At 62.8% G+C, this 20084-nt stretch carries 21 protein-coding genes; 9 read left to right on the forward strand and 12 right to left on the reverse strand.

From position 1 onward, the window contains the following. Positions 1–252 precede the first annotated feature (252 nt). Together CHR90_RS06855 and CHR90_RS06860 are read left to right on the forward strand one after the other, a co-directional pair. On the forward strand, positions 253–1182 hold the full coding sequence (locus tag CHR90_RS06855) for a TerC family protein (RefSeq protein ID WP_094408251.1): 930 nt from the start codon (positions 253–255) through the stop codon (positions 1180–1182). A 127-nt stretch (positions 1183–1309) separates the two neighbouring features. Further along, positions 1310–1879 carry a GNAT family N-acetyltransferase gene (locus CHR90_RS06860; RefSeq protein WP_094408252.1) on the forward strand — a complete coding sequence of 190 codons (570 nt, stop codon included), beginning with the start codon at positions 1310–1312 and terminating at the stop codon, positions 1877–1879. On the opposite strand, the gene CHR90_RS06865 is transcribed toward CHR90_RS06860, so the two are convergent. The 6 genes from CHR90_RS06865 to CHR90_RS06890 form a co-directional block, all read right to left on the reverse strand. Then, a complete protein-coding gene (locus tag CHR90_RS06865) occupies positions 1876–2229 on the reverse strand; it encodes a helix-turn-helix domain-containing protein (protein WP_094408253.1) in 354 nt (117 codons plus the stop codon). The genes CHR90_RS06860 and CHR90_RS06865 overlap by 4 nt on opposite strands. Further along, positions 2226–2861 carry a Smr/MutS family protein gene (locus CHR90_RS06870; RefSeq protein WP_094408254.1) on the reverse strand — a complete coding sequence of 212 codons (636 nt, stop codon included), beginning with the start codon at positions 2859–2861 and terminating at the stop codon, positions 2226–2228. Before CHR90_RS06870 ends, CHR90_RS06865 begins: the two co-directional genes overlap by 4 nt. Positions 2862–3005: 144 nt before the next feature. Further along, positions 3006–3668 (reverse strand): LutC/YkgG family protein, encoded by a 663-nt coding sequence (locus CHR90_RS06875; protein ID WP_094408255.1) that lies wholly within the window; start codon positions 3666–3668, stop codon positions 3006–3008. Next, the gene (locus CHR90_RS06880; protein ID WP_094408256.1) at positions 3665–5086 is read right to left on the reverse strand and encodes a LutB/LldF family L-lactate oxidation iron-sulfur protein; all 1422 of its coding nucleotides are present in this window, start codon (positions 5084–5086) and stop codon (positions 3665–3667) included. Before CHR90_RS06880 ends, CHR90_RS06875 begins: the two co-directional genes overlap by 4 nt. A gap of 12 nt (positions 5087–5098) precedes the next feature. Next, the gene (locus CHR90_RS06885; RefSeq protein WP_094408257.1) at positions 5099–5860 is read right to left on the reverse strand and encodes a (Fe-S)-binding protein; all 762 of its coding nucleotides are present in this window, start codon (positions 5858–5860) and stop codon (positions 5099–5101) included. Between the two features lie 120 nt (positions 5861–5980). Continuing rightward, the gene (locus CHR90_RS06890) at positions 5981–8128 is read right to left on the reverse strand and encodes a flavin monoamine oxidase family protein (RefSeq protein WP_094408258.1); all 2148 of its coding nucleotides are present in this window, start codon (positions 8126–8128) and stop codon (positions 5981–5983) included. A 245-nt stretch (positions 8129–8373) separates the two neighbouring features. Here CHR90_RS06890 and CHR90_RS06895 point away from each other — a divergent pair, with 245 nt between their 5' ends. From CHR90_RS06895 to recF, 4 genes are all read left to right on the forward strand, one after another. Then, positions 8374–8586 carry a hypothetical protein gene (locus tag CHR90_RS06895; protein ID WP_094408259.1) on the forward strand — a complete coding sequence of 71 codons (213 nt, stop codon included), beginning with the start codon at positions 8374–8376 and terminating at the stop codon, positions 8584–8586. A 367-nt stretch (positions 8587–8953) separates the two neighbouring features. Beyond that, on the forward strand, positions 8954–9460 hold the full coding sequence (locus CHR90_RS19620) for a MarR family winged helix-turn-helix transcriptional regulator (RefSeq protein WP_229671578.1): 507 nt from the start codon (positions 8954–8956) through the stop codon (positions 9458–9460). Between the two features lie 140 nt (positions 9461–9600). Next, positions 9601–10722 carry a DNA polymerase III subunit beta gene (dnaN, locus tag CHR90_RS06905; RefSeq protein WP_094408260.1) on the forward strand — a complete coding sequence of 374 codons (1122 nt, stop codon included), beginning with the start codon at positions 9601–9603 and terminating at the stop codon, positions 10720–10722. Further along, on the forward strand, positions 10719–11837 hold the full coding sequence (recF, locus tag CHR90_RS06910) for a DNA replication/repair protein RecF (protein WP_094408261.1): 1119 nt from the start codon (positions 10719–10721) through the stop codon (positions 11835–11837). Before dnaN ends, recF begins: the two co-directional genes overlap by 4 nt. Positions 11838–12006: 169 nt before the next feature. Here recF and CHR90_RS06915 read toward each other — a convergent pair whose 3' ends face one another. After that, complete coding sequence (locus CHR90_RS06915) at positions 12007–12996, reverse strand: threonine dehydratase (protein WP_094408262.1); 990 nt, start codon at positions 12994–12996, stop codon at positions 12007–12009. A 90-nt stretch (positions 12997–13086) separates the two neighbouring features. On the opposite strand from CHR90_RS06915, the gene CHR90_RS06920 reads away from it, so the two are divergent. Continuing rightward, on the forward strand, positions 13087–13863 hold the full coding sequence (locus CHR90_RS06920) for a helix-turn-helix domain-containing protein (protein ID WP_094408263.1): 777 nt from the start codon (positions 13087–13089) through the stop codon (positions 13861–13863). Here CHR90_RS06920 and CHR90_RS06925 read toward each other — a convergent pair. From CHR90_RS06925 to CHR90_RS06940, 4 genes are all read right to left on the reverse strand, one after another. Beyond that, the gene (locus CHR90_RS06925) at positions 13860–15038 is read right to left on the reverse strand and encodes a BaiN/RdsA family NAD(P)/FAD-dependent oxidoreductase (RefSeq protein WP_094408264.1); all 1179 of its coding nucleotides are present in this window, start codon (positions 15036–15038) and stop codon (positions 13860–13862) included. The two genes, CHR90_RS06920 and CHR90_RS06925, sit on opposite strands and share 4 nt — an antisense overlap. A 64-nt stretch (positions 15039–15102) precedes the next feature. After that, a complete protein-coding gene (gene trpS / locus CHR90_RS06930) occupies positions 15103–16110 on the reverse strand; it encodes a tryptophan--tRNA ligase (RefSeq protein WP_094408265.1) in 1008 nt (335 codons plus the stop codon). Between the two features lie 32 nt (positions 16111–16142). Next, complete coding sequence (locus CHR90_RS06935) at positions 16143–16481, reverse strand: DUF1330 domain-containing protein (RefSeq protein WP_094408266.1); 339 nt, start codon at positions 16479–16481, stop codon at positions 16143–16145. A gap of 12 nt (positions 16482–16493) precedes the next feature. After that, positions 16494–16889: a hypothetical protein gene (locus CHR90_RS06940; RefSeq protein ID WP_188775385.1), complete on the reverse strand. Its 396-nt coding sequence runs from the start codon at positions 16887–16889 to the stop codon at positions 16494–16496. A gap of 32 nt (positions 16890–16921) precedes the next feature. On the opposite strand from CHR90_RS06940, the gene CHR90_RS06945 reads away from it, so the two are divergent. Further along, positions 16922–17827 carry a helix-turn-helix transcriptional regulator gene (locus tag CHR90_RS06945; RefSeq protein ID WP_229671579.1) on the forward strand — a complete coding sequence of 302 codons (906 nt, stop codon included), beginning with the start codon at positions 16922–16924 and terminating at the stop codon, positions 17825–17827. On the opposite strand, the gene murJ is transcribed toward CHR90_RS06945, so the two are convergent. Beyond that, positions 17802–19367, reverse strand: coding sequence for a murein biosynthesis integral membrane protein MurJ (murJ, locus tag CHR90_RS06950; RefSeq protein WP_094408267.1), 1566 nt, complete (start codon positions 19365–19367; stop codon positions 17802–17804). The genes CHR90_RS06945 and murJ overlap by 26 nt on opposite strands. Before the next feature lie 110 nt (positions 19368–19477). Here murJ and CHR90_RS06955 point away from each other — a divergent pair, with 110 nt between their 5' ends. Then, positions 19478–20080: a hypothetical protein gene (locus tag CHR90_RS06955; RefSeq protein ID WP_094408268.1), complete on the forward strand. Its 603-nt coding sequence runs from the start codon at positions 19478–19480 to the stop codon at positions 20078–20080. The last annotated feature ends 4 nt before the right edge of the window (positions 20081–20084 follow it).

The following is a 20084-nucleotide window of genomic DNA, read 5'->3' on the forward strand; positions in this document are numbered from 1 at the left end:
ACCATTGCAGTGCGAAACCCGTTCAAAATGCGCGCATTCCCTTGCGTTTTTGGCTAAAGCGCAGGCAAAAAAACTTTGAAACGCGCCCTTAAAAAAATCTCCGCGCCTCTCTTGATCCCTTGTCCGATCGCCGCCACTTGAAAGCGAGTGTTCGATAATCCGGGCCCCTCTGACGGCTGGCCGCAGCCGTGATGTCGGATTTTCCCCAATGCTCTGGTGCCGACGGGCGCCACCGCACGCAGGATGATCCCTATGGACATGCCTCTTTGGGCTTGGCTTGGTTTCAATGCCCTCGTTCTTGTTCTTCTCGCGCTCGATCTCGGTGTTCTGAATAAAAAGGAACGCGCGATGGGCGCGCGCGAAGCGTTGAAGCTAAGCGCCTTCTATATTGTCATTGCTCTGCTCTTTAATGTTGGTATCTGGTACAGCCTGGGTGAAGTGAAAGCCCTGGAATTTCTGACCGGCTATCTGATCGAAAAGAGCCTATCACTCGATAACATTTTCGTTATCGCCCTCATCTTCGGTAGCTTGCAGGTTCCGCCGCAATATCAGCACCGGGTGCTCTTCTGGGGTATTCTCGGCGCGCTGGTGATGCGCGCGATCATGATCTTCGCCGGGACGGCCTTGATCATGGAACTGCATTGGCTGATCTATGTCTTCGGCGGCTTCCTGATCATTACCGGCGCTAAGATGCTGTTTGCGTCGGATAAGGAACCCGATCCGGCCAATCACCCGATCCTGCGCTTCTGCCGCAAGCATTTCCGGGTGACGGAAGGGTATGAAGGCAAAGCGTTCTTCGTTCGGCGCAACGGGCTGCTCTATCTCACCCCGCTGTTCCTGGCGCTGATCCTGGTGGAAGTGACCGATCTGGTCTTCGCGGTCGATTCGATCCCGGCGATCTTCGCCATCACCACCGATCCCTTCATTGTCTACACCAGTAACGTCTTCGCCATCCTCGGCCTGCGCGCCCTCTATTTCGCGCTCGCCAGCATCATCCATCGCTTTGAGTATCTCAAATACGGTCTGGCGCTGGTTCTGGTCCTCGTTGGTACGAAGATGGTGATGGTCGACTTCTGGAAAATGCCGACCCCGCTGGCCCTCGGCCTGACGGTTGGCCTGATCGGCGGTTCGATCCTACTGTCGCTCTGGAAGACGCGGGGGCAGAAGGCGGAAAGCGCGTAATGATTTCGCCTCGCCTATATCAATAGCACATCAACCCCCAAGGCTCTGCCTTGGGGGCTTTTTATTGATGTATGTAACAGGGTTGTGAATTATCAATTCTAACGCCTCGGTTTGTGAGGGCAAAAAGATGGAGTTCTATCTTCACTCTTTCGGGGTTCTTAAAGTGATAAACACATCATATAAAATAGTTGCCGCCGAAGAATTTAATTCTGAGCAAAAAGATTTATTAAGAATTCTTTTGAGGGAAACCTGGACGGCGACATATTTGCATCGCTTCCCTAAGGCTGAGTTTGATGACTTAATTTCGACGCTTGATCTACCAAATTTAGACACGATGCTTTCTGGCGATAATATAAAAATCGCCTTCGCCAATGTTGACAATAAAATTGTGGGCAGCGCAATCTTCAAAGAAGTTGGAGCCGTCGCTTATTTATGGGGAATGTATATCTTACCCATTTATCAACGTCACAAAATTGGCTCTGAGCTGTTTCGATCTGTACTTAAATCTGTGCAAGATGCCAAATTTATACAGATATATGTTTTAGAGGAAAGCTACGGAGCTTTGTTGTTTTACGAAACGCTTGGTTTCCAACGACTTTCAACCGACACGATATCGCTGTCTCCGAAATTATCTCTAAGCGCTCTGGTCATGAGAGGAGACGTGAAGATGATGCAAGAGCGCTTATACTTATCTTAATGCTTTGGAATTTTGGACAAAATTTCCTCCAGAACCCCCCGATCCAACTCCCCAATCCGCTCCGCCAACCGGTTCGCCAGTTCCGTTGCCAGCGGGTCCAAGCCCGCCGTGTCGATGGTGACGCGCGGGTGGGAGAGGTCGGCCAAGCGCTGCATGGCTTCCGCATCGTCCCAGATCAGGCCGAAGTAATCGCAGATTTGCCGCACGAGGCCGCGCGACGGGCGGCCCCGGTGGCCGTTTTCCAGCGCCGACAAATAGGCCGGGCTGATTTCCAGCGCGGCGGCCATCGTGCGCAGGGAAACTTTCTTCTGCGCCCGCAAAGCGCGGCAGCGTTCGCCGAAGGGGGTCATCCCCGTTTATCCTCCCGGTCGCGGCGGATCAAAACATAGAAAGCCCCCATGCCGCCATGATGGGGGCGGGCGTGGGTGAGGGCTAGAATCTTGCCCTTCAGCGGCGGCTCGTTGATCCACTGCGGCAGGGCGCGGCGGAGGATACCGCGCTGCTCCGGCTCCGGCCAGGGGCGATGGTCGGGTTTCTCCATCCCCTTGCCGGTGATGACCAGCACGCAGCGCCAGCCCTGCGCCCAGGCCCCCAACAGGAAATCCACCAGCCGGTTATGCGCGGCGGCTTGGGTCATGCCGTGCAGGTCGAGAACCCCGTCAATCTCCCGCTCGCCCTTGGCAAACCGGCGGGCCGTCGCCCGGTCGATATTATCGAGCCGCCCCAGGCGCACGGGCGGCGGGCCTTTGCCCTTCGGCAGGGCGGGATCGGCGGGCTTAACGGGGGCGAGGCGCGGTCCCCCCACTGCGGGCGGGGCCGGATCGACCGGCTTCGGCGCTTCGGCCGGTTTCGCCGGGGCGGGCGGCTCCGGGCGCAGGCGCGCGACCTGCTGGGTCACCTGCTGCCACAGGCTGCGCTCTTCCGCCGTCAGCCCCCGCCGCGACGGGGGGCGCGGGGCGGGCGGCACCTTCTTACCGGCCATCGCCTAGCCCCCCAGGCCCAGCCGGGGGAAAGCCCCTGGCGTGGGGGAAAGCGGGGGGAGCATGCGAACCGGTATCCTTGCTGAAAAAGAAGCGCCGGGGATGCAGATCCCCGGCGGCTTGATACCGTTAAGATCGGGTCCGCGTCACGCCTCGTCAAGAATGAGGATATGCAGCCGACGCGGGCCATGGGCGCCGAGTTGAATGGTCTGCTCGATATCCCCCGTGCGCGACGGGCCGGAAATCATATTCACCGTGCGCGGCACCGGGCCGGTCGCGCGGATCGTATCCCACACATCCTCGTAGCGCCCAGTGATCTGGCTGCGCTTGACCACGGCGATATGCGTATCGGGCAGGAAGTTGAGGCTGGTCGGCGTCGCCGGGCCGGAGGTCAGCACCAGCGTGCCGGTTTCCGCCACCGCACCGACGACCGGCGTGACGGAAACAAGATCGGGATTCTCCGCCTTGCCAAAGCGCACGGTCAGCGTCGGGCGCTCGGCCCACGGCAGGCTTTCCAAGCCGGGCGCGGCCACCAATTCGGCAGGGAGATTCTGGTCCGACAGATAGGTCGCCACCGCCTCCGGCACCTGCGCCGCATCGGGAATATGCGCAACGGTCGCGGCCAGCGCCGTCGCCATCTCCTCGAACAGGATCACGAGGTCGTCGTGCGGCTTTTCCGTGCGGGCGAGGCCGATCTGGCGGCGATGGGCGGACAGGCGCTGACGCAGCCCCGCTTCCGTTGCCGGATCGAGCGCGCCGCGCCCCAGCGACCGCCGGATGGAGCCAAGAATATCGGTACGCGCGCTCATCGCCGACCCCGTTGTTTCGCGTAAAGGGCTTGGAAGGTCTGGCCTTGCGGGGCAGGCATATCGCGCACCCGCGTCCAGCCACCCGCCAGCGGCAGGCTGGTGAAGCGGCCTTTTTTGCGGGACGCGAGGCTTAACCCCGCCGCCACCGCCCGCGTCAGCCAGCGATAGAGGGTGGGGCGCGTCGCAAAGAACGCCCAAATGCCGATGCCATAGCGCGTGGCAGCGGGGGACAGCTTTTCTTCCGCCTGCCGCTCGCGCCAATGGCGCATCATTTTCGGCAGCGGAATCTTCATCGGGCAGACCTGCTCGCAGCGCCCACAGAAGGTGGAGGCATTGGGCAGATGCCCGGCTTCATCGACGCCGATCAGCGTCGGCGTCAGCACCGATCCCATCGGCCCCGGATAGACCCAGCCGTAGGCGTGCCCGCCGACCGCGCCATAGACCGGACAATGGTTCATACAGGCCGAGCAGCGGATGCAGCGCAGCATGTCCTGAAACTCGGTGCCCAGCATGCCGGAGCGGCCATTGTCCAGCAGCACCACATGATATTGCTCCGGCCCATCCGGGTCTTCTGGGCGGCGCGGGCCGGTGGAGAAGGTGGTGTAGGAGGAAAACTCCTGCCCCGTCGCCGAGCGCGCCAGCAGGCGCAGCAGCGTCGTCGCATCCTCCAGCGTCGGCACGATCTTCTCCAGGCTGGCGATGGCGATATGCACCTTCGGCAGCAACTGGGTCAGATCGCCATTGCCCTCGTTGGTCACGATGACGCTGGTGCCGGTTTCGGCGATCAGGAAGTTGGCGCCGGTGATGCCGACATCGGCGGCGAAATATTTCGCCCGCAGTTCCGCCCGCGCCTCTTCCAGCAGCGCCCGATGCTCGCTAAGCGGGCGGGCCGGATCGAGATGGGTATGGGATTTGCGGAAAGTTTCCGCCACCTGCTCCGCCGTCAGATGGATCGCCGGGGCGATGATATGGCTCGGCGGTTCCTTGCGAAGCTGGATGATATATTCCCCAAGGTCGGTTTCGACCGGGGTGACGCCCTTTTGCTCCAGGAAATCATTCAGGCCGATTTCCTCGGCGATCATCGACTTGCCCTTGGTCACGGTCTTGGCGTCGACCGAGCGGCAGATGTCGAGAATGATCTGGCGGGCTTCTTCTGCCGTGCGCGCCCAATGGACAACGCCGCCGGAGGCCGTGACCTGCGCCTCATAGGCTTCCAGATAGAAATCGAGATGGGCGAGCGTATGGTCCTTGATCGCGCGGCCCGTGTCGCGCAACTGGTCCCATTCCGGCACTTTGGCGATGGTGGCGGCGCGTTTGTTGACGAAGCCACCGCGCATGTTCCCGAGGGCTTTGCGCAGGGTGGCATCGGTCAGCGACTTTTTGGCGTTGGAAACGAAAGCATGGCTGGTGGCGTGCATTCTTCCTCTCCCCTAGCGCGGCTCGGCTTCGCCGATGGCGGGGGCGGACAAATCGCCCGCCAGCACTTCGGCAACATGGCGGGCTTCAATGCGCGATCCCCGGCGCTTCAGCTTGCCCGCCATATTCAGCAGGCAGCCGAGATCGCCCGCCAGCAGCAAATCGGCCCCGGTCTTGTCGATATTATCCGTTTTATTCGTGACCATCCGGTCCGAAATGTCGGGGTATTTGATGCAGAAAGTGCCACCGAAACCACAGCAGGTTTCCGCATCCTCCATTTCGGTAATGCTGAGACCGTCAACCGTGTTCAGTAGGGCGCGCGGCTGGGCCTTCACCCCCAACTCGCGCAAGCCCGAACAACTATCGTGATAGGTGATCTTCTTGGCACAGTGCGCCGGAACCGAAGTCACGCCCATCACATCGGTGAGGAAAGAGATAAGTTCGTAAGTGCGATGGGCGACCCGTTCGGCGGCCAGCTTGGCGGCGGGATCGTCGGCGAAGAGTTCGGGATAATGGTTGCGGATCATCCCCGCGCAGGAGCCGGAGGGGGCGACCACATAGTCCAGCCCGTCGAACGCTTCGATGACCTGATGGGCGATCTGCTTCGTCGTCGCCCGCTCGCCGCTATTGTAAGCGGGCTGGCCGCAGCAGGTTTGTTCCGCCGGAACCACTACCGTGCAGCCCGCGGCTTCCAAAAGTTTCAACGCCGCAAACCCAACGCTTGGCCGATAGAGATCGACCAGACAGGTCACGAACAACCCGACCCGAGGCGCCATCGCGTCCCCCCTTCCCAACGAACCCCAAAACACCCAGCGCGTGGCCGCCTGTCCCCGGCAGCCTTCGCGCGCCCGAGTTTGGGGGGGAAGCGCGACGGCGGCAAGGGGATTGTCGGACAATCAGACCGATAAAGCCGCCTCCGGGTGCCGTGCCTCAGCGCTATCGGTCTCGGTCGCATAGGGGGGGGCTGGGCGCCAATCTTCAATTTCGGGATAGGCGTTGACCATCGGATAGTCGCAAAAGACCGTCGGCCAATCGGCCTGCGGCACCGTGTTCTTGACGATATGGAGTACCGTATCGATTGCCCGGGTCATCGCCGGTTCGATCCATCCGCCTTCTAGTGAGGCGAATTCGCCCGCAAAATAAAGTTTCTTGCTGCGCGAATGATTTTGATTCCACGTCAACTGGGCGTAATTCCAATCAAAACTGCCCGCCCGATAGAGTTTCGCGCAGCTTCGATACAGCGGCTGTCGTTCCCACTGCCAAACTAACGGCGCGGCTGATTGATCAACAAAGCTCGACATCGCGGGCAGTCCGCTGCGCTGCAGAAGCGCGTCTAAGCGGGCCAGCGCCCGCGCGGCAAGCGTTTTATCGTCGGGATATTCACTTTCCGACGCCAGTTTGTTGGAATCATCCTCCCAGGTATAGGAGCAAAGCAAGACGCCCGGGTCGCCGCTGGGGCTGCCGTCGGGCTTGCGGTCGACGGCATAACCATAGACATCCCGTAAAAACGTATCGGTCACGATCACCTGCGGAATGGCGCTTTCTTCCCAAAACCGCGCTTTCAGTTTGAAGAAGATTTTGCTGGACGTGATGTTGTGGGACATTTTGATGCCCTTCCAACTCGTCATCGGCGGCCAGTAGTTATTTCCGGCGCTGGGGGAGACAAAGATATTTTCCAGAAAACCCGTCCCAAACCCAGTGTTCATCTGGAGAGACCAACCCGGCGCCGTCACGACGAGATGATCGTAACGGGCGGTTTCGCCAGTTTCTGTCGTTAGAAGATACTGATTGTCGAACCAATCGATATAGCGGATGCGGGTTCCCGTCATCAGTGACCGCCCCACCCCATCGGGATTGAAGGGGGTCAGTTGTTGATAAAACGACTGGCCGTTTTCTGGCCCCCGGCAGGTCACCGGCTGAAACAGATGCATCGCCGGGATGGCCGAAACCCCGGCCAGCAGGGGCATATCGAAATGCCGCCCCAGGGAATCGCTGCAATAGCCGTATTGACGGGCCGATTTCGGCAGCGGTAAGGCGTCGGCAATCGACTGGGAAATGTGGCCGAGCAGCTTATGCTGTGTTGCAAACCCGAAAATCAGCGTGCGAATCGGGTAGAGGGCGGCAACGTCGAAGAAAGCACCCCAACTGCCGTCCCCCGTGCCAATTGTGTAGAAAAGCTCCATTTCGGCGGGCGTCAATCCCAGGCCGCCGAAGTCACCCGCCGCATTGTCGGCCTTGTGACGGGAATCGGTCGTGCCATCGATCCGGTAGTATTGCTTGCGGGGCAGGAGGGCGACATCCCGGAAGGTGCGGAACTCGTAAACCTGCATAATCCGCCGCCAATAGTCGCGCCAATCAGCGCTTGCCCCATAGGCGGGGGCCACCCATTCCCGCATGTTGTGTGCCCAGGCCGTCCAAGCGGCATGCACCGCCTGCAATCCTGCCGTGGGCGGTTTTGGCGCGTCGGGGGTCGGTGCCCAGGTCAATAGGCCCTGAAAAACCTGATCCTCAATCGCTGGACCGAAGCCTTCGTTGATATAGATCCCCGTCCGGGTGCCAACGCTGCCAGGATTGGGGAAATCTTGATACTGCTGCCCATAGAGCGCGACGAAATAATGGGCAAGGCTATTGCACTCGGTCGTCCCATCCTCCGGTAAAAAGAAGGGGATGCGCATTGCGCCCAATTCATAGGGCGTCCAACTGCCAAGCGCGCGACCAGATTTTGTTTCCGGCATCACAGGGTAGGCCCGACCGCCGATTCGGGGTTCTGCCTCGAACAGGGCGATATTTTCATACCCGCAGCGCAAAAGTTCACGGGCGACCGTTAGCCCCGCATATCCGGCCCCAATAATCGCAATCCGCTGGCGGGCTGCCGCTGTTCCCCGAACATCGGCAATACCGGTGGCCGCGCATCGGTGCAATAGATTGGCATAATGATAGGGGATATCGGCAGGGTTCGGCCAATGCGGCTGCCATGGCGCCGTCGGCGGTGAGACGCGCTCAGAAAGTTTCGTAAAACTCGTCGCTTTTTCAACCGATGACATCAGGAAACCTTTCTTGGATAAGGTTCTAAAAGAAGTTTCCTGCCTCTATCACGCTTTAGGGTATGAGGGGGCTGAATCTTCAATTTGTAATAAATATGCTCAGTCACAGCGTGTCAGCCAGGCGGATGGAATTTCCCTTGCACGCCTCAATCGTTTCCGCTATCGGATATATCCGCCCTCGGAAACATCCCCCTTCTTTTCTCCGGGGGCGCTTTTTCCCGTTTCTCCAACCGAAAGCCTCAGCCATGAATTCCCTCTGGGCGACCCTGTCGGCCCGGTGGTTGCGGGCCTATCGGCCCGTTCCCGCCCCCCCGTCCGCCCCGCGCCTCTCGGTCGCGGACCTCTCCCCGGCCCTGCGCCGGGATCTGAACCTCGGCGATTCTTTGCCGGGGGAGGATGATTTTTCCTTGCGTCCATCCATCCGCACGCGGATGATATCCCCGTTCGCAGGCTTCTAACCCACCCCTGCGGCATCAGCTTCTCTACGCGAGAAAGGATTAAACCCATGATCAATCAGACCCGCGCCTGCCGATCGACGCAGGCATTCCCCGTATCCCACGGCACCTTCTGCCGAAAGAACATTTCTGACCTTTGTCAAAGCTCTCTGATACCGCAGGTGTCCCATGCCGCTGTTCCTCTCTGTCCCTCGGGGACCTAAGCTTTACGTTGAATTTGCCCGTTGGTCGGTGCCCACCGGCGCGTTGCGCTGGGCCGAGATGCGCCGCGAAAACCGGGAGGTTTTGATATGGTTCGGACGGTTACACATTATCTATACGCCCCCGCGCTGGCTGCCGGGGCTGTCTGCCGGACTGGGGCGGGCCGCTGATGCCCCCGCAGGTTGCCCTGGCTGACGTGGCCGCGATTGAAACTGGGATGAGCGCGACTGCCGCGCAGGCGCCTCTCCCGGCTGAAGGGTCCGACAGCGCCGATATGGCGCTGTCCACCCTGATTCGCGTCCTTGAAGAATTCCGTACCCTCGACCCGGACCTTCCCATTCAGTACGCCCTGTCGTTTCTGACGCTCGCGCAGAACGAAGGGCTGTCGATGGGCGAGCTGGCGCAACGGCTCGCCATCGCGCAATCCTCCGCCTCGCGCAATATTGCCGCTTTGTCGGAATGGCATTCCTTCGGCAAGCCCGGCCTTGGCCTTGTCGAAGCGCGCGAAGACCCGCGTGAGCGGCGGCGCAAGCTGGTCAGCCTGACCGGCAAGGGCCGCGCCTTCCTGCATCGGCTGACCGCTTTGATGGTCGGCCATCGCATCGCCGATCCGACAACCCCGGTAGCAGTCCCCGCCGCACCGGGCCTCGACGCGCGAACGGCGGCAGCGGTGTAAAAACACGGCACCCCGCTTCGGCGGGGTGTTTTGTTTCACGAGAAGCCTCTTTCCCCCCTCAGTCCCTATGCTATAGTCGCGCCACTTTTCCGCTGCGGCTGCGGCCTGCCGGATGACCGAAGGATTGAAGACTCATCGCCATGAAACTGACGATTGATCGTGCCGCCCTGCTCAAAAGCCTCGCCCATGTGCAAAGCGTCGTTGAGCGCCGCAATACGATCCCAATCCTGTCCAATATCCTGATCGAAGCCCAGGATGGCGATAGCGTTTCGCTGACCGCGACGGATATGGACCTTGATATGGTCGACCGGGTGACCTGCTCGGTCAGCCTGCCCGGCTCCGTGACGGCGCCCGCCCATACGCTCTACGACATCGTGCGCAAGCTGCCCGACGGCGCCTCGGTCGAACTGACGTCGGAGCCGGAGAAGGAACGGGTGACAGTGCGCGCCGGGCGCTCCACCTTCACGCTGCCGTCGCTGCCGACCGCCGATTTCCCCAGCCTTGCGTCGGACGATCTGCCGCATAATTTCGTGCTTTCGGGCGGCGACCTGAAGGCGCTGATCGACCGCACCAGCTTTGCAATTTCGACCGAAGAAACCCGCTACTATCTGAACGGTATCTACGTTCACGCGACCAATCAGCCCAGCGGCCCGGTGCTGCGCGGCGTCGCCACCGACGGCCACCGCCTCGCCCGCGTCGAACTGCCGCTGCCGAAGGGCGCGGAAAGCATTCCCGGCGTCATCCTGCCGCGCAAAATGGTGCTGGAGCTGCGCAAGCTGCTGGACGAAGCCGATGGCGCCGTGAGCATTGGCCTGTCGGAAACCCGCATCCGCCTAGCCTTCGGCGCGATCATCCTGTCTTCCAAGCTGATCGACGGCACCTTCCCGGATTACGAGCGGGTCATCCCGACCGGGAACGACAAGGTGCTGGAGCTGAATTGCGATAGTTTCGCCGAAGCCGTGGACCGCGTCGCTACCATCTCCACCGAAAAAAGCCGCGCCATTAAGATCGCCCTCGGCAGCAATACGCTGACCCTGACGGCGAACAGCCCGGAAGCGGGTAGCGCGACGGAAGAGTTGGAAGTCTCCTACACCTCCAGCGGCTTCGAGATTGGCTTCAACTCCCGCTATCTGCTCGACATTCTAAAGCAGGTTCAGGGCGACGTCGCGCAATTCATTATGGCCGATGCCGCCTCCCCCACCGTCGTGCGCGACCGGGCGGATGGCAGCGCCATTTACGTGCTGATGCCGATGCGGGTGTGAGCCTGACGCCGCACCCCCTCCCGGCGCTTAGCCGGGTGCGTCTTCAGAATTTCCGCAGTCACGCCGCGCTCGACCTTCCGGTTTCGGGCGCGTGTGTGATTCTGACCGGCGATAATGGCGTCGGTAAAACCAATCTGCTCGAAGCCTTGTCCTTCCTGGCGCCCGGACGCGGGTTCCGCCGGGCATCGCTCTCGGATATCGACCGCCAGGGCGGGCCGGGCGGCTGGTCGATGCAGGTGGACCTCAACCTGCCCCACGGCCCCGTCAGCCTCGCGACGGGCCGCGTGCCCGCCCAAGGGGAGCGGCGGCAAATCCGCATCGACGGCGAACCCGCCAAAAGCCAAGGCGCGCTGTCGGACCTGCTCGTCGTCGGCTGGCTCACCCCCGTGATGGACCGGCTGTTTCAGGAGGGCGCCAGCGGGCGACGGCGCTTTCTCGACCGGATGGTGCACGGCTTCCTGCCCGATCACCTTCAGCACCTCAGCCGCTACGAAGCCGCCCAACGCGACCGGCTGAAGCTGCTGCGCGACGGCGAGGACGGCAAGCGCCCCGATCCCCATTGGCTGACCGCGCTCGAAGAGACGATGGCGCGCGACGGCACCGCCATTGCCGCCGCCCGGCGCGATATTAGCCAGCGCCTCGGCCTCGCCGTCGCCGCCGGGGTTGGGCCGTTTCCCGCCGCCGATCTCGCCGTGACCGGCTTGCTCGAAGCCGCCCTGGCGGAGAAGCCCGCGCTGGCGGTGGAGGAAGACTTCCGCCGGACTCTGCGCCAAACCCGTCCGCGCGACGCCGCCGCTGGCACCACCACCGAAGGCCCACACCGTAGCGATTGGCAGATCGTCCATCGCGGCAAGCACATGCCCGCCGCCCTCTGTTCGACCGGCGAACAAAAGGCCCTGCTGATCGCCCTACTATTGGCCAATGCCCGGCTGATCAGGTCCGCGCGGGGTGCCCCGCCGCTGCTGCTGCTCGATGAAGTCGCCGCCCATCTCGACCCCAGCAAGCGCGAAGCCCTGGCCGCAGAGCTTTTCTCCCTCGGCGGGCAAAGCTGGCTGACCGGGACGGAGCCGGGGTTGTTCGAGGCGTTCGGGGATGGGATGCGCGTGGCGCTGTAAGCAGGGGCGCTGCCCCTGCACCCTGCTCAAGGGGCAACCGCCCCTTGAGAATCCGGGACTGCTCAATCAAGGCGTAAAACTGACGCCCGAATAGCCCAATCAGAAAATAGGATCGCCAAGGGGCAAGCCCCTTGGCCAGGGGTTCAGGGACAGAGTCCCCGACGAAGCCTTACGCGACCTGTGCCACCGCCGGGGTCATATCCGACCCGGCGAAGACTTGGGCCGCCATATCGCGGTCGATATTGGCGCCGGAAAGGATGACGGCGACTTTCTTGCCCTGTTGGCGGTCGCGTTCCTGCATCAGGGCGGCGAAAGCGGCAGCGCCGGAGCCTTCGGCGAGGTTATGGGTATCCTCGTAGAGGGCGCGCATGGCGGCGGCGATTTCGGCGTCGGTCACGGCGAGGATGCGGGCGGCGCCCTTCGAATAAATCTCGAAGGCGGCGGGCACCGGCACGCGCACGGCCATGCCATCGGCAAAGGTATTGGCGCTGGCGGTCGGGATGATCCGCCCGGCTTCGAAGGAAAGTTTCGCGGCGGCGGCTTCGGTGGAAACCACGCCAACCACTTCGGTCTTCAGCCCCAAGGCATCGCGCGCCAGAATGGTTCCACAGAGGCCCGAGCCGCAGCCGATGGGTACATAGACCGTATCGAGGTCCGCCACGGCGGCAAAGAGTTCCAGCGCATAGGTGGCGACGCCGCAGACCAAGGCGGGATGAAAGGCCGGAACCGGGTACAGCCCCTCGGTTTCAGCGGCATCGGCGGCGGCGGCCTTCGCCGCGTCGAAATCGGCCCCAGCTTCCACCACTTCGGCGCCAAAGGCGCGCATCGCGGCGTTCTTTTCCGGTGAATTGCCGAAGGGCACGAAGATTTTCGCGGTCAGCCCGGCCTTGATCGCCGCGCGCGCCTGGGCTTGCCCGTGATTGCCGCGCGTCGCCGTGACGATGCCGCGCACCTCCGGATGGTGCCGTCGCAGCCAATCGATGAAGGTAATCCCGCCGCGAATTTTAAAGGCGCCGGTCGGGGTGTGATTCTCATGCTTCACCCAAACCTCCGCCCCCACACGCTGGGCCAGCAGCGGCCAAGCGAATTGCGGCGTCGGCGGCATATGGTCGTAGATCGTCGCGGCGGCAGCGGCAATTTCATCGGGGGTGAAGCGCATAGGAAGCTCCTGAAACAATAACTCTGCTTCTCTGCCATGTCAGAACGCGCTATGCTTTCATCCATCTGACATGAAGTGCAGTCCCGGCCCATGATCGAGCCTATTCGCCGCCTGTCGGTCGGGCGTTTCGCCCTGACCCTGCTGCCCCGCCAGCCCTACGAGGCGCGCTATTGCGCGGCGGCGCCAGCGCTCGGTTTTGCCTTTGAAACCCAAGACGGCGACCATGCGTTCGATAGCGACCGGCTGCGCCCCTATCGCACCCGCGCCAATAGTTTCGCCTACGTTCCGAAAGGCTGTAGCCTTGTCTCCCGCTCGCGCCTCGGCGGGGAATATCTAACGCTGACACTGCCCGACGCCCTGCCCGCCCCGCAAACGACCGACCGGCTGGCCCCCGGCCTGCGCCCTGCGGCGCATCGGCTGCGCGCCGCCCTGCTGGCGCCGGAGAGGGTTGAGGCGCTGGAGGTCGAGGCGCTGGCGCAGGAATTTTGCGACCAAGCCGCCCGCGCGCTCGGGCTGCCGCCGCCGAAAGCCGCCGGATGGATGACGCCGCAGCGCCTCGCCAAGCTCGACGCGGCGATAGACGCCGGGCTGGCGGAAGGGGTGACGGTCGCGGGTCTCGCCGCAACGCTCGGCCTGTCGGAAGGTTTCTTTAGCCGCGCGGTGAAAGCGGCCTTGGGCGTCTCGCCGCAAGCCTATCTGCTGGATCACAAACTCGCCCACGCGCGCCGCCTGATGACGGCGGGGGAGGCGGATTTAAGCCAAGTCGCTTTAGAGGCAGGGTTTGCCTCCCACGCCCATCTCTCGACCGCGTTCAAACGCTACCTGGGGATCACGCCCACGGCGTTTCGGGCGCAGGTAAAGGGTTAAACCGCCATTCCGGCGGCCCAGCCGCTCGACCAGGCCCATTGGAAATTATACCCGCCGAGCCAGCCGGTCACATCCACCGCCTCGCCGATGGCATAGAGGCCGGGCACGTCGCGCGCTTCCATTGTTTGCGACGAGAGCGCCTTGGTATCGATGCCCCCGGCGGTCACTTCGGCCTTGGCATAGCCTTCGGTGCCGCTGGGGGTGAAGGGCCAGCGGTGCAGCCGGTCGGCGAGGGCTAGGAGCAGCTTATCGGGCAGATCGACCACCGCCTTGCCCTGTGCCGCTTCCGGCACGAACGCCGTGGCAAGGCGGGTCGGGAGATGCTGGGTTAGCACGGTTTTTAGCTCCGCCCGGCTGCGGCTTTGCTTCGCGCCGAGCAGCCAGTCTTCGGCCTCCACCGTCGGCAGGAGGTTAATCCGCAGGGTGTCCCCCGGCTGCCAATAGCTGGAGATTTGCAGGATCGCCGGGCCCGACAGGCCGCGATGGGTGAACAGCGTCGCCTCGCGAAACTGCCGTTTGCCAAGGCTGGTGATCGTATCTTGGATCGAAACGCCGGTCAGCCCGCCGATCAGCGCCAGATCGTCCCCCGCCGCTGTCAGCGGCACCAAGGCCGGGCGCGGCGTCACAATCGGCAGGCCGAAGCGCTGGGCGACCTCGAAGGCAAAGCCGGTCGCGCCCATTTTCGGGATCGACGGGCCGCCGGTCGCCAAAATCAGGGCCGGGGCGCTATAGGTTGCTTTAGATGTTTCGATAACAAAATGATCGGCTTTGCGCACATCGCGGATCGTCTCGCCCAGATTGATCCGCACCCCGCCGCGAGCGGCCTCCGCCAGCAGCATCGCCAGAATCTCGCGCGCCGATCCGTCGCAGAACAATTGCCCCCAATCGCGCTCGTGGTAGGGAATCTTATATCGTTCTACTAACGCAATGAAATCATACTGGCTGTAGCGGGCCAGCGCCGATTTGGCGAAATGGCGGTTTTCCGACAGGTAGTTCGCCGCCCCCACGTCACGGTTGGTGAAATTGCAGCGACCGCCGCCGGAAATGAGGATTTTCTTCCCCGCCGTATCGGCATGGTCGATCACCAGCACCCGCCGCCCGCGTTGCCCGGCGGTCAGCGCCGCCATTAGGCCCGCCGCCCCCGCGCCGAGGATGATGACGTCAAAATCCGCCATGATTGCCCGCCAAAAGCAAATCGGGGGCGCGATGCCCCCGATTGAGTCTCACTCCGAAAACCGCTTACGCCTTAGGGCGCAGCAGCCCCATCAGATCGTAGGTCTTGTTCAGCACCGGCGTGGCAATCTCCTGCGCCCGTTCCGCCCCGCGCGCAAGGATGCGGTCAAGCTCCGCCGGGTCAGCCATCAATTGATTAAGCCGTTCAGACATCGGCCCCATCACGGCGACGGTCAGATCCGACAGATCGCGCTTGAAGACCGAAAACTCCTTGCCCGCGTAGGCGCCGATCACCTCCGCCAGCGGCTTATCGCTAAGGGCAGCATAGATATTCAGCAGGTTGGCGGCTTCCGGGCGGCCGTCCAGCCCCTCGACCGACTCCGGCATCGGGTGAATATCGGTCTTCGCCTTTTTGATCTTCAGGGCGATGGTATCGGCATCGTCGGTGACGTTCAGGCGCGAATAATCGGACTCGTCCGATTTCGACATCTTCTTCGACCCATCCCGCAGCGACATAACGCGGGTGGCCGCGCCAAAAATCTGCGGTTCGGGCAGCGGGAAAAACTCCTCGCCGAACTGACGGTTGAAGGCCCCGGCGATGTCGCGCGCCAGTTCCAGATGCTGCTTCTGATCCTCGCCCACCGGCACATGGGTGGCGTGATAGAGAAGAATATCCGCCGCCATCAGCACCGGGTAGGAATAAAGCCCCAAGCCTGCGTTATCGCGCTGCTTGCCCGCCTTTTCCTTGAACTGCGTCATGCGGTTCAGCCAGCCGAGCGGCGTGAGGCACCCGAGCAACCAACCGAGCGTTGCATGGGTCGGCACCGCCGACTGATTGAACAGAATATTCTTCTCGGGGTCGATTCCGGCGGCAATGTAGGTCGCGGCCACTTCGCGCGTTGCCTTCAACAGCGCTGCCGGGTCTTGCGGCACGGTCAGCGCGTGCAGATCGACGACGCAGAAGATGCATTCGAAATCGGCTTGCAGCTTTACCCAGTTGCGCACGGCGCCCAGGTAATTGCCGAGATGCAGGTGATGGGTCGGCTGAATGCCGGAGAAAATGCGCTTGCTCATGGTCCTGCTTATCGCGGACGGCGCGGCAAGGGTCAAGCACTGGGGCGCGCGGTCAGTAAATCGACCCCGCGATGCCCCTCGGCAACTCCGGCAACCAGGATCACATCCCCCTGGCAATGGGCCTGCCGCAGCGGCAGGATCGCTTGATAAGCGGGGGAAGCATACCACGCGCGCGCCGCCTCGGTGCTGGGAAACCCGAGAAGAATGACATCGCCCCCGGGCCAATCCCCCTCCAGCCGCTCGATGGTGGCGCCGTGAACGCAATAGCGACCGCCAAACGGGGCGAGGGTTGCGTCAATCGTCCGCAGGTAGGCCACGAGATCGGGATCGAAACCCGCTGTCACCAGCCGGGCGATAACATACGCGGTCATGCGGGCCTCCCGTCAGCGGGCTTGGAGCGGGTTGGAGCGGCGCAGGCCGATGATCTGCGCCAGCGTCACCCCGCCGACCGCCGCCGCCTGCACCAGGATAAAAGCCGCCCCCAAGGCCGTGGGCGCGATCAACTTGCTCCCCAACAGCACAAGGCTATCGGCAACCCAGAACAGGTTCAGGCCGATGACCGCCTTTACCCAGACGGGCGACGGATGCCGCGCGATCCAAAACAGGGCTAAACCATACGGCAGCAACCCGACGCCAATTCCCCGCAGCAACCCTTCGGGTAGCCCCAGCAGAGGGAACAGCAGTCCGGCCAGCAGAACGAGACCAAGGGCAAAAACCGTGCTCGTCAGCGCATCAACCAACAGGGCATAGCGGAGCAGGGGATGGGGTTTTAAGGGCATGGGAACCTCTCGCCAGGATAGGGGGGGGGTGAATGGCCCCGACCCTGCGCCGTGCCGCCGCGCCTGTCGATTACGCGGCAGGTAATTGGCGGGCGGCGGAAAGCGGGTATGCTGGGGTCATGACTGCGCTTTCCCTGCCGCCCCGCAGTTTGGGCGATCACCTGCGGCTCTGGCGCCAGCGCCGCCGCCTGACCCAGCTTGATCTGGCGCTGGAAGTTGAGATGTCGCAACGGCATTTAAGCTTCATCGAAAGCGGCCGCGCCCGCCCCAGTCAGCGCGCAGTCCTGCGCTTGGCCGAAGGGCTGGACCTGCCCCTGCGCGCCCGCAATGCCTTGCTGTTGGCCGCCGGGTACGCCCCCGTCTTCGGCGAACGCGCGCTGGACGATCCGGCCCTACGCCCGGCGCGGGAAGCGCTGGAGCGGCTGCTGACCGCCCATGAACCCTATCCGGCCCTAGCGATCGACCAGCGCTGGACCCTGGTGTCGGCGAACCGCGCGCTTTTACCGTTTCTGGCCGGGGTTGCAGATCAGCGTTTGCTGGAGCCGCCGGTCAATGTGCTGCGGCTCAGCCTGCATCCGCAGGGTTTGGCCCCAATGATCCTGAACCTTGGGGAGTGGCGGGCGCATCTGTTGGAGCGCTTGCGCCGCCAGAGCCTCGCGACCGCCGACCCAACGCTTGAGGCCTTGGTCACCGAGCTTGCGAGCTTTCCCGCCCCGCCCCAGACGGCACCGCTGGAGGATTTCGGTGGGGTCTTCATCCCGCTTCACCTGCGCACGCCGGTCGGGGAGGTGACGCTGTTTTCAACCACGACCGTCTTCGGTACACCGACCGACATTACCCTGGCCGAACTGATGCTGGAAGCCTTCTATCCCGCCGATGAGACCAGCGCCAACCGACTGCGCCAGCTTGCTGCTACCCCCGCCGCCGCAGCGCCTTGATGTCGCGCAGATTAACCCCGCCGAGGGCATGGCCAACCGCGAAGAACAGCAAGGCCCCGCCAACGCAGAGACCCGCGAAGACTGGATAGCGCCAGAGGTGGCCCGGCTGCAGGATCGGCGATAGCCAGGGCAGCAGCGCGAAGATCGCCCCGGCCATGACGAGGGAGGCAAGCAGCAGGCGCGGCGCGCGGCGGCGCAGGCGGGCATCAAAGCTTAGAAGCCCGCGCCGGTGCAGCGTGCTCGCCAACAGCCCGACGTTGAGCCACGATGAAAGACTGGTCGCCAGCGCCACCCCTGCCGCCCCCAGCCAGGGCATCAGCCCGAGGTTGAAGACCAGATTCCCCACCAGGCAGATCGCCGCAAAACGCACGGGGGTGCGCGTATCTTCCCGGGCGAAGAAGCCGGGCGTTAGGCCTTTCACCAGCACATAGGCGGGCAGGCCGAGGGCGAAGGATTGCAGCACCCGCGCCGTTTCCGCCGCGTCCGCCAGCGAAAACGCCCCGCGCGCGAACAGCACCAGCATGATCGGGTCGGCCAAGGCGATCAGCGCCGCCGTGGCAGGCAGGGTGAACATCAACCCATATTCGAGCGCCCGGTTTTGGCTGCCGTGCGCCGCCTCCGCCTCGCCCTGGCGGATCTGGCGGGAGAGCAGCGGCAGCAGTGCCGTGGCAATCGCCGCCCCGACGACGCCGAGCGGCAGTTGCGCAATGCGGTCGGCATAATAGAGATGCGTCACCGCCCCAGCGGGCAACAGCGAGGCAATCATCATATCGATCATCACATTGACGTGAATGATCCCCGCCCCCAGCACCCCCGGCAGCAGCAGTTTCAGCAGTTTCTTCACGTCCGGCGTTAGGCGCGGTAACGGCAAGCGCAGCGGCGCCCCCGCCGCCCGGCAGGCATAGGCCAGCCAAAGGAACTGCGCGACGCCGGACGCCACCACCCCCCAGGCCAAGGCCTCGGCCACGCCATCGAGACCGCGCGCGCCCAAGATCGGCACCAGCCCCAGCATCGCCGCAATCATGCAGAGGTTCAGCAAGATCGGCGTTGCCGCCGCTGCCGCATAGCGATCGAGACTGTTGAGAACCCCCGACTGTAAGGAGGCGAGGGAGACCAGCAGCAAATAGGGGAAGGTGATGCGCGACAGATAAACCGTCAGCTCGAACCGCTCGGGATCGCCGATGAAGCCGGGGGCCATCGCCATTGTGAGATAGCGCATGCCGACCTCGGCCAACCCCAAAAAGAGGATGAGCGCCGCCAGCAGTACGGCCATCGCCTGTTCGGCAAAGATCACCGCCCGCCGCTGCCCATCGGTCGCCAAAATCCCGGCAAACACCGGCACAAAGGCGGCGTTGAAGGCCCCTTCGCCGAACAGCCGCCGAAAGAAGTTCGGCAGTTTGAACGCCACCAAAAAGGCATCGGACTCCGGCCCCGCCCCAAGCACCGCCGCCTGCAGCATATCCCGGACAAAGCCCAGCACCCGGCTGATCATCGTGTAGCCGCCAACCGTGGCAATGGCGCGCGCGAAGGAAGAGGACATGGAGGGGTTTTAGGGGAGTTTCTGGGGCTTGGGTAGGGGAAGGATCACAGATGCATCTGTCGGTCCATATCGCTATGCTCGCGCCCCGTGCATTAGGAGGTGGATGGGTCATGCTGAAAGCGGTTTTCTGGCGTCTTGCGCCTCTCCTTCTGCTCACCGGTTGCCTGCGCCCTGCGGAGCCGCCTGTGACGGCGGAAACGGTGTTGCAGCCAACTAAGGCCATCGTTGTGCATGGGTTTGTGTGCCTCGCCTTCTCGGAAACCATGTGCACCATCGAGTTCGGTCGCCTGATTGGCGACGGCTTTTCGGAAACCGATAGCCAACGCATTTACGCAGCGACTCGGCCCGAAAATTTGCTCCGCTATGCCGGATGGGGCCTGCCGGGCGCCCCTAACGTGGGAAAGAAAATGGGCTATTACGCCCATGTGGTCGAACCTGGCCCCTATGCACTGAAGCTATTTTCTACCTTCGGCAACAGCCGAACCCATAATTATTTCTTAGCCAGCAAAGAGACTAACCGCCCCTTTGCGCGCGTCGATGTCGAAGCCGGGAAGATCAATTACCTCGGTGATTTTACTTTTAACTCGACGCCGTTCAAGGATCAGCCGCGCGTCATTCACGGAGAAGATCGTCCGGCGGCGGAAGCCTATCTGGCCACCTTCCCCAAACTCACCGGCGAGTGGGTGGTTAAGCCAGTTCGGATTGAGCCGTGATATA

This window comes from Elstera cyanobacteriorum, assembly GCF_002251735.1.
Lineage (GTDB): Bacteria > Pseudomonadota > Alphaproteobacteria > Elsterales > Elsteraceae > Elstera > Elstera cyanobacteriorum.

Bases quoted from the DNA above. Each gene is read 5' to 3' on its own strand.
- CHR90_RS06855 (WP_094408251.1), top strand. From the start codon at position 253: ATGGACATGCCTCTTTGGGCTTGGCTTGGTTTCAATGCCCTCGTTCTT.
- CHR90_RS06860 (WP_094408252.1), top strand. From the start codon at position 1,310: ATGGAGTTCTATCTTCACTCTTTCGGGGTTCTTAAAGTGATAAACACA.
- CHR90_RS06865 (WP_094408253.1), bottom strand. From the start codon at position 2,229: ATGACCCCCTTCGGCGAACGCTGCCGCGCTTTGCGGGCGCAGAAGAAA.
- CHR90_RS06870 (WP_094408254.1), bottom strand. From the start codon at position 2,861: ATGGCCGGTAAGAAGGTGCCGCCCGCCCCGCGCCCCCCGTCGCGGCGG.
- CHR90_RS06875 (WP_094408255.1), bottom strand. From the start codon at position 3,668: ATGAGCGCGCGTACCGATATTCTTGGCTCCATCCGGCGGTCGCTGGGG.
- CHR90_RS06880 (WP_094408256.1), bottom strand. From the start codon at position 5,086: ATGCACGCCACCAGCCATGCTTTCGTTTCCAACGCCAAAAAGTCGCTG.
- CHR90_RS06885 (WP_094408257.1), bottom strand. From the start codon at position 5,860: ATGGCGCCTCGGGTCGGGTTGTTCGTGACCTGTCTGGTCGATCTCTAT.
- CHR90_RS06890 (WP_094408258.1), bottom strand. From the start codon at position 8,128: ATGTCATCGGTTGAAAAAGCGACGAGTTTTACGAAACTTTCTGAGCGC.
- CHR90_RS06895 (WP_094408259.1), top strand. From the start codon at position 8,374: ATGAATTCCCTCTGGGCGACCCTGTCGGCCCGGTGGTTGCGGGCCTAT.
- CHR90_RS19620 (WP_229671578.1), top strand. From the start codon at position 8,954: ATGCCCCCGCAGGTTGCCCTGGCTGACGTGGCCGCGATTGAAACTGGG.
- dnaN (WP_094408260.1), top strand. From the start codon at position 9,601: ATGAAACTGACGATTGATCGTGCCGCCCTGCTCAAAAGCCTCGCCCAT.
- CHR90_RS06915 (WP_094408262.1), bottom strand. From the start codon at position 12,996: ATGCGCTTCACCCCCGATGAAATTGCCGCTGCCGCCGCGACGATCTAC.
- CHR90_RS06920 (WP_094408263.1), top strand. From the start codon at position 13,087: ATGATCGAGCCTATTCGCCGCCTGTCGGTCGGGCGTTTCGCCCTGACC.
- CHR90_RS06925 (WP_094408264.1), bottom strand. From the start codon at position 15,038: ATGGCGGATTTTGACGTCATCATCCTCGGCGCGGGGGCGGCGGGCCTA.
- trpS (WP_094408265.1), bottom strand. From the start codon at position 16,110: ATGAGCAAGCGCATTTTCTCCGGCATTCAGCCGACCCATCACCTGCAT.
- CHR90_RS06935 (WP_094408266.1), bottom strand. From the start codon at position 16,481: ATGACCGCGTATGTTATCGCCCGGCTGGTGACAGCGGGTTTCGATCCC.
- CHR90_RS06940 (WP_188775385.1), bottom strand. From the start codon at position 16,889: ATGCCCTTAAAACCCCATCCCCTGCTCCGCTATGCCCTGTTGGTTGAT.
- CHR90_RS06945 (WP_229671579.1), top strand. From the start codon at position 16,922: ATGGCCCCGACCCTGCGCCGTGCCGCCGCGCCTGTCGATTACGCGGCA.
- murJ (WP_094408267.1), bottom strand. From the start codon at position 19,367: ATGTCCTCTTCCTTCGCGCGCGCCATTGCCACGGTTGGCGGCTACACG.
- CHR90_RS06955 (WP_094408268.1), top strand. From the start codon at position 19,478: ATGCTGAAAGCGGTTTTCTGGCGTCTTGCGCCTCTCCTTCTGCTCACC.